General features: G+C 60.0%; 6 protein-coding genes. All 6 read right to left on the reverse strand.

Features of this window, described 5'->3' with window-relative positions; all coding sequences use genetic code 11:
- The coding region (locus ACIP1X_RS27175) for an ABC transporter permease (RefSeq protein ID WP_400755818.1) at positions 1-642 on the reverse strand (642 nt) is incomplete at its 3' end.
- Between the two features lie 83 nt (positions 643-725).
- Positions 726-1,694: an ABC transporter substrate-binding protein gene (locus ACIP1X_RS27180; RefSeq protein ID WP_400755819.1), complete on the reverse strand. Its 969-nt coding sequence runs from the start codon at positions 1,692-1,694 to the stop codon at positions 726-728.
- A 70-nt stretch (positions 1,695-1,764) separates the two neighbouring features.
- The gene (locus tag ACIP1X_RS27185; protein WP_159811600.1) at positions 1,765-3,237 is read right to left on the reverse strand and encodes a cytosine permease; all 1,473 of its coding nucleotides are present in this window, start codon (positions 3,235-3,237) and stop codon (positions 1,765-1,767) included.
- Positions 3,238-3,392: 155 nt separating this feature from the next.
- Entirely contained in the window at positions 3,393-5,060 is a 1,668-nt protein-coding gene (hutU, locus tag ACIP1X_RS27190) for a urocanate hydratase (protein ID WP_162130775.1), read from the reverse strand.
- Between the two features lie 464 nt (positions 5,061-5,524).
- Positions 5,525-6,094: a HutD family protein gene (locus ACIP1X_RS27195; RefSeq protein ID WP_400755820.1), complete on the reverse strand. Its 570-nt coding sequence runs from the start codon at positions 6,092-6,094 to the stop codon at positions 5,525-5,527.
- A 9-nt stretch (positions 6,095-6,103) separates the two neighbouring features.
- The gene (hutC, locus tag ACIP1X_RS27200; protein ID WP_163013658.1) at positions 6,104-6,814 is read right to left on the reverse strand and encodes a histidine utilization repressor; all 711 of its coding nucleotides are present in this window, start codon (positions 6,812-6,814) and stop codon (positions 6,104-6,106) included.
- Positions 6,815-6,818 lie beyond the last annotated feature (4 nt).

Here is a 6,818-nt window from a genome sequence, read left to right on the forward strand (position 1 = left end):
CCCGGCCATGATGCTCGGCAGGGCCAGCGGCAGTTGCACGCCGAACAGTTGCTGCCAGCGGTTGGCGCCGAATGCGTTGATCGCTTCCATCACTTCGCCGTCAACCTGGCGGATGCCCAGATCAGTCAGGCGAATCAGCGGTGGCGCAGCATAGATAACGGTAGCGAAAATCGCCGGCACCTTGCCCAGACCGAACAGCATCAGCACCGGAATCAGGTACACAAAACTTGGCATGGTTTGCATGATGTCGAGCAGCGGCATCAGCACCGAACGCAGGCGATTGCTGCGCGCCGAGAGAATCCCCAGCGGGATGCCGATCAGCACCGAAATGATCGTCGCGACCATCATCAGCGCCAGCGTCTGCATGAGTTTGTCCCACAGGCCGACCGCGCCGACGAGGAACAACAAACCGACGATGACCGCAGTGGTCACCACTTTGCGCGTGGCGTGCCAGGCGATCACACCGACGATCGCCAGCATCAACCACCACGGCGCCGCACGCAGCATGCCTTCAAGGTTGACGATGGCCCACAGCAGCGTGTCGGAGATATGGCGGAACACATCGCCGTAGTTGGTGACCAGCGAATCGACCCAACCGTTGACCCAGTCGGCGATGGAAAAGGTAAAGCTCTCGGGAAACATAAGCGGCTCTCAATCAGAAATCTCAATCAAGCGTTTACGGCATATCTCCCGGCCTGCCTCGCGGTTAGCCGGGAGGTATCGACCTACAGCGCCGCGTCGATTTTCTTGGCTGCGTCGTCACTGACCCACGCATGCCAGACTTCAGGATGTTCCTTGAGGAAGATTTTCGCCAGTTTTGGCGACTCAATGCGTTCCTTCGCCATGCGTCCCAGATTCTGGTTCAGCAGGTCGATCGGCAGGTTGACCTTTTCCAGCACGGCGACCAGTTCCGGGGCTTCGTCGTGGAAGGTCTTGGACAGGCCGACCTTGATGCTCACGGACTTGTCGACGCCCGGTTTTTCTTCGAGTTTGACCAGGTCAACCTGGCCCATCAGCGGGGTTGGCGACCAGTAGTAGAACAGGATCGGCTCGCCACGCTTGTAGCTCGACAGCACCGCCGCATCCAGCGCCGGGCCGGTGCCTGGGCGGAAGTTGGTGTAGCTGCTTTCGAGGCCGTAGCTTTTCAGCATTTCGCTGTTGTCGAGTTCACAAGTCCAGCCGGCCGGGCAGTTGTAGAAACGGCCCTTGGACGGCTCTTCCTGATCCTTGAACACGGCGGCGTATTTGCCCAGATCGGCGATGTTTTTCAGGTCCGGTGCTTTCGCTTCCAGCTTGCGTTTGGCGTCGCCTTCGATCACGTAGCGCGGCACGTACCAGCCTTCCACAGCGCCCACCACAGGTGCGCCGACACCGACGACCTTGCCGGCCTTCTCGGCCTTGTTCCAGACCTCGCTGCGGCCGACCCACTCTTCGGCGAACACTTGAATATCGTTGCTGCTCAGGGCGTTTTCCATGGTGATGGAATTGCCCGGCAGGCTGTCGACCTTGCAGTCGTAACCTTTCTCCAGCACCACTTGCAGCACGTCGGTCAGCAGCATGCCGCTTTCCCAGTTCAGGCCGGCAAACTTCACCGGTTTGCCCGACTCGCACCAGCCCGCAGCCTGGGTGGCACCGGCACTGGCCAGCAGGCCCATGGACAGCAATGTGGTCAGCAGGGTCTTGTTCGATTTCATTGTTGTGACGCTCCTAATCATGAATTGGCTTTCGGCAGTCAAGAGGCATCCAGCCCTGTCCACGTCCAAATCAGGCCTGCGCCGCAGCGCGTCCGGCCCCGCTTGTTTTAGGTTGTACAACGCTGTTCTGCTCGACCGGCAGAATCAGTTGATCGGGTACCGCGCTGTGCCATTTTTTCGCGCACACGTAGTAGACGACGGCCGGCAGCACCAGACCGATGATCCAGGAAATATCCACATCACCGAGGGCCGCCACCAGCGGGCCGGTGTAGAACTTGGTGGAGATGAACGGCAGTTGCACCAGCACACCGAACACATAAACGCTGATACCGAGCAGGTTCCAGCGACCGTAGCGACCGTTCGGATCGGCCAGCGCCGGCACGTCATAACGCTCACGGGTGATGCAGTAGTAGTCGACCAGGTTGATCGCACTCCACGGAGTGAAGAACGCGAGCAGGAACAGGATGAAAGACTTGAAGGCACCGAGGAACGAATGCTGCCCTAGCAGCGCAATCAGGGTCGCCGCGCCAACGATCACCAGTACGAACACCAGACGCTGCATCCGCGTAACCGTCAGGTGGCCTTTGAAACCACTGATGATGGTCGCGATGCACATGAAGCTGCCGTAGGAGTTCAGCGTCGAGATGGTCACCTTGCCGAATGCGATGCTGAAGTACAGCAGCGCAGCGGTGGCTCCGGTGCCGCCCAGACCGACGATGTAGGCGACTTCGTGACCGGCGAACTGGCCGTTGGCCGAAGCCGCCGCGAACACGCCGAGGATCATCGCCACTTGTGCGCCGACCACTGAACCGGCACCGGCGGCGAAGAAGGTTTTGACTGCCGAGGTGTTGCTCGGCAGATAACGGGAATAGTCAGCCACGTAAGGGCCGAACGCGATCTGCCAGGAGGCCGCGAGCGACACCGCGAGCAGGAAGCTGCTCCAGCTGAAATGACGGATTTGCAGGAGTGCGCCAACGTCGGTCTGGCTCATCAGACGCCAGAACAGGAACACGAAAGCGATCACGCCAATGACACTGGCGACACGGCCGATCCAGTGGATCACCCGATAACCGAGCACCGTGACCACCACGATCACGCTGGCGAAAATCAGGATGCCGACGCTGTCGCTGACGTTAAACAACTGACCCAGCGCCTGACCGGAAAGCACGGTGCCGGTCGCGGTGAAACCCAGGTACATCAGGCACACCAGCACGATAGGGATCGCCGCGCCATAAACGCCGAACTGCACGCGGCTGGAGATCATCTGCGGCAAACCGAGTTTCGGCCCTTGCGCGGCATGCAGCGCCATCACGCCACCGCCGAGCAATTGACCGATCAACAGACCGATCAGCGACCAGAACACATCACCGCCCAACACCACGGCCAAGGCCCCGGTGACGATTGCGGTGATTTGCAGGTTGGCACCCATCCACAGGGTGAATTGGCTGAACAGACGACCGTGTCTTTCCGCTTCCGGGATGTAGTCGATCGAACGCCTTTCGATCAACGGTTTGTTGCTTGCACGATCGGTGTTGACAGCCATGATTCAACCTCTGTGGATTGTTATTCGAGTTCACTGAACATCTTGCGCACTACTGTGGGAGCGAGCCTGCTCGCGAAGGCGTCAGCACATCCTGAAATGAATGTTCACTGACACACCGCTTTCGCGAGCAGGCTCGCTCCCACAGGCTTTTGCATTTATTTACCGGTAATCATCGGCAAGTTCAGGCCCTGTTCCTTGGCGCAGTCGATGGCGATCTGGTAACCGGCATCGGCGTGGCGCATGACGCCGGTGGCCGGGTCGTTGTGCAGGACGCGCGCAATGCGCTCGGCCGCCTCGTCCGTACCATCGCAGACAATCACCATGCCCGAGTGCTGCGAGAAGCCCATGCCAACGCCGCCGCCGTGGTGCAGGGAAACCCAGGTCGCGCCGCTCGCGGTATTCAGCAGAGCGTTGAGCAGTGGCCAGTCGGACACAGCGTCGGAACCGTCCTGCATCGATTCGGTTTCACGGTTAGGACTAGCCACCGAGCCAGAGTCGAGGTGGTCGCGACCGATGACAATCGGCGCCGACAGCTCACCGCTGCGCACCATCTCGTTGAAGGCCAGACCGAGCTTGGCGCGCAGGCCCAGGCCGACCCAGCAGATACGTGCCGGCAGACCCTGGAAGCTGATGCGCTCGCGGGCCATGTCCAGCCAGTTGTGCAGGTGCGCGTCGTCGGGGATCAGCTCTTTGACCTTGGCATCGGTTTTGTAGATGTCTTGCGGATCGCCGGACAGCGCCGCCCAACGGAACGGGCCGATGCCACGGCAGAACAGCGGTCGGATGTAAGCCGGTACGAAACCCGGGAAGTCGAACGCGTTTTCGACGCCTTCTTCCTGCGCCATCTGACGGATGTTGTTGCCGTAGTCGAAGGTCGGAATGCCTTGCTTCTGGAATTCCAGCATCGCTTTAACGTGCACGGCCATCGACTGCTTGGCGGCTTTGATCACAGCGGCCGGCTCGGTCTTGGCGCGAGCGCGGTATTCGTCCCAGGTCCAGCCGGCAGGCAGGTAACCGTTGAGCGGGTCGTGGGCGCTGGTCTGGTCGGTGACCATGTCCGGGCGCACGCCGCGCTTGACCAGTTCCGGGAGGATTTCTGCGGCGTTACCCAGCAGCGCGATGGAGATCGCTTTGCCTTCTTTGGTGTATTTGTCGATGCGCGCCAGGGCGTCGTCGAGGTCTTTGGCTTGCTCGTCGACGTAGCGGCTTTTCAGGCGGAAATCGATGCTCACTTGCTGGCATTCGATGTTCAGCGAGCAAGCGCCGGCCAGGGTTGCCGCCAGCGGTTGTGCGCCGCCCATGCCACCCAAACCGGCGGTCAACACCCACTTGCCGGTGAGGTTGTCGTTGTAGTGCTGGCGACCGGCTTCAACGAAGGTTTCGTAGGTGCCTTGAACGATGCCCTGGCTGCCGATGTAGATCCAGCTGCCGGCGGTCATCTGGCCGTACATGGCCAGGCCTTTGGCGTCGAGTTCGTTGAAGTGCTCCCAGCTCGCCCAGTGCGGGACGAGGTTGGAGTTGGCGATCAGTACGCGCGGGGCGTTGCTGTGGGTCTTGAACACGCCGACCGGCTTGCCGGATTGCACCAGCAGGGTCTCGTCATCATTCAGGTTGGTCAGGCTCTCGACGATTTTGTCGTAGCACTCCCAGTTACGCGCAGCGCGACCGATACCACCGTAAACCACCAGCTCTTTCGGGTTCTCGGCGACTTCCGGGTCGAGGTTGTTCATCAGCATGCGCAGCGGCGCTTCGGTCAGCCAGCTCTTGGCGGTCAGCTTGTTGCCGCGGGCGGCACGGATTTCGACGTCGCGAAACTTAGTCATTTTGTTATCAGTCACGAAAGAGACTCCTCAGCGATCAATTCAAACCAACCCTGGCAGTGGGCAAGCAGCCTGTGCGCTTCGCTGCGCGACAAGCGAATCAGTGGACGCTGCGGAGAGTCTCGAGCGACTCATACGCATACGTCTTTACTTGTACATACAAGCATATGCAATCAAGCGGCCAACTTGTTGGAGGGCTGTTCAAGAAAAACCGCGGACACGGCTGGAGGGCGCCTGAATCAAGGGTTCTGGCGTGGATGAAATATTTCGAGGGTATTGATGGAGGGGGTTGGAGATTGTTACGAAAGCGAGGTTTTGCGCCACGCTGGGGCGTTCGGTAACAAGTTGGTGCGTGGGTTGGGAACATCCCAAAAGCAAAAGATCGCAGCCTTCGGCAGCTCCTACAGTGGGATTGATGTACACCCTGTAGGAGCTGCCGAAGGCTGCGATCTTTTAAGTTTTTTAAATCAGCGCGCCGTCAGCTCAATGACACAGCAAGCGGCATTGGTGGTGACTTCAACCAGTCCGGCGTTACCGTCCAGTTGCAGGCAATCATGGCGACCGAGTTGCGAAACAGCGTCACCAACCTGCACTTCCAGCAACTCACTGACACTGAACACCAGCACCGTCCCCGCCGAACTGAATAACCGCTGTTCACCGTCCAGCCAATGCAACCGCGCGCTGTACCGCTGCGGCGCGTAGATCAGGTTGAAGTCGCGAATCGCACCGCCGAGCAGCGTGCAGGAAACCTGGCTCTCACCGCTGAAGGCAAACGGGTCGAGCGGTAACAGCGGCCGCGTATCGTCGCCATCGACGCACAGAACCATGCCGTCACCTTGCAACACGGTGATCACCCGCTGATAGCCAGCGAACGTCGAAAAACCGCCGGACTCGGCGATGTCCGCGATCGACAGGCGCCAGCCGAAACCGTCCAGCCCTGCCCCTGCGTCACGGGTGATTTCCTCGGTGCTGCCGCCGCCGTTTTTCCACGGCATGCGCGGGTAGCCTTCCGCGCGTAAAACCTTCACTTCACTCATTTATGCTCTCTATTTATGAAACCGACCTTCCAGACGATGACGAGAACCCGGGTGAATCAATCGCGCCGCCGTCACCGGCTGACGCCCCGACCACGTGCGGCGACGAATCAGCAAGCAAGGCTCACCCTTCTCAATCTGCAGCAACTTGCACTCTGACGGCTCGGCCAGAATCGCTTCAACCACATGCTCGCCTTCGGTCAGCGGCGCGACCTGGTTGAGATAGGCGTAAGGCGTTTGCAGGGTGAAGTCCTGCTTGAGGTATTCAGGCGCAACCAGCGCGTTAACGAAACGGTCTTCGATTTGCACCGGAATGTCGTTTTCGTAATGCACGATCAGCGAGTGAAAGACCTTCTGCCCTTCGCGCATGTCCAGCGCCAGCGCACGCTCTGAACCGGCGGCCTCTTCTTCGAGGGTGATCACCTGGCAGGTGTGGCGATGGCCACGGGAAGCAATTTCGTCGGCGATGTTGTGCACTTCGAACAGCGCGGACTGGCTCTTCGGTTCGGCGACAAACGTGCCGACGCCTTGCATGCGCACCAACAGACCGTCGGCGGTCATCTCGCGCAGGGCGCGGTTTATGGTCATGCGGCTGAAACCGAGTTGATTGACCAGCTCGCTTTCGGACGGCACGCGGTAGTGCGGCGGCCAGTTTCCGCTGTCGATCTGCTGGGTGATCATCTGTTTGACGCGGGCGTACAAGGGCGCCGGACTGTCGCCCATGTTC

This window comes from Pseudomonas sp. NPDC088885 (genome assembly GCF_044750025.1).
Lineage (GTDB): Bacteria > Pseudomonadota > Gammaproteobacteria > Pseudomonadales > Pseudomonadaceae > Aquipseudomonas > Aquipseudomonas rustica.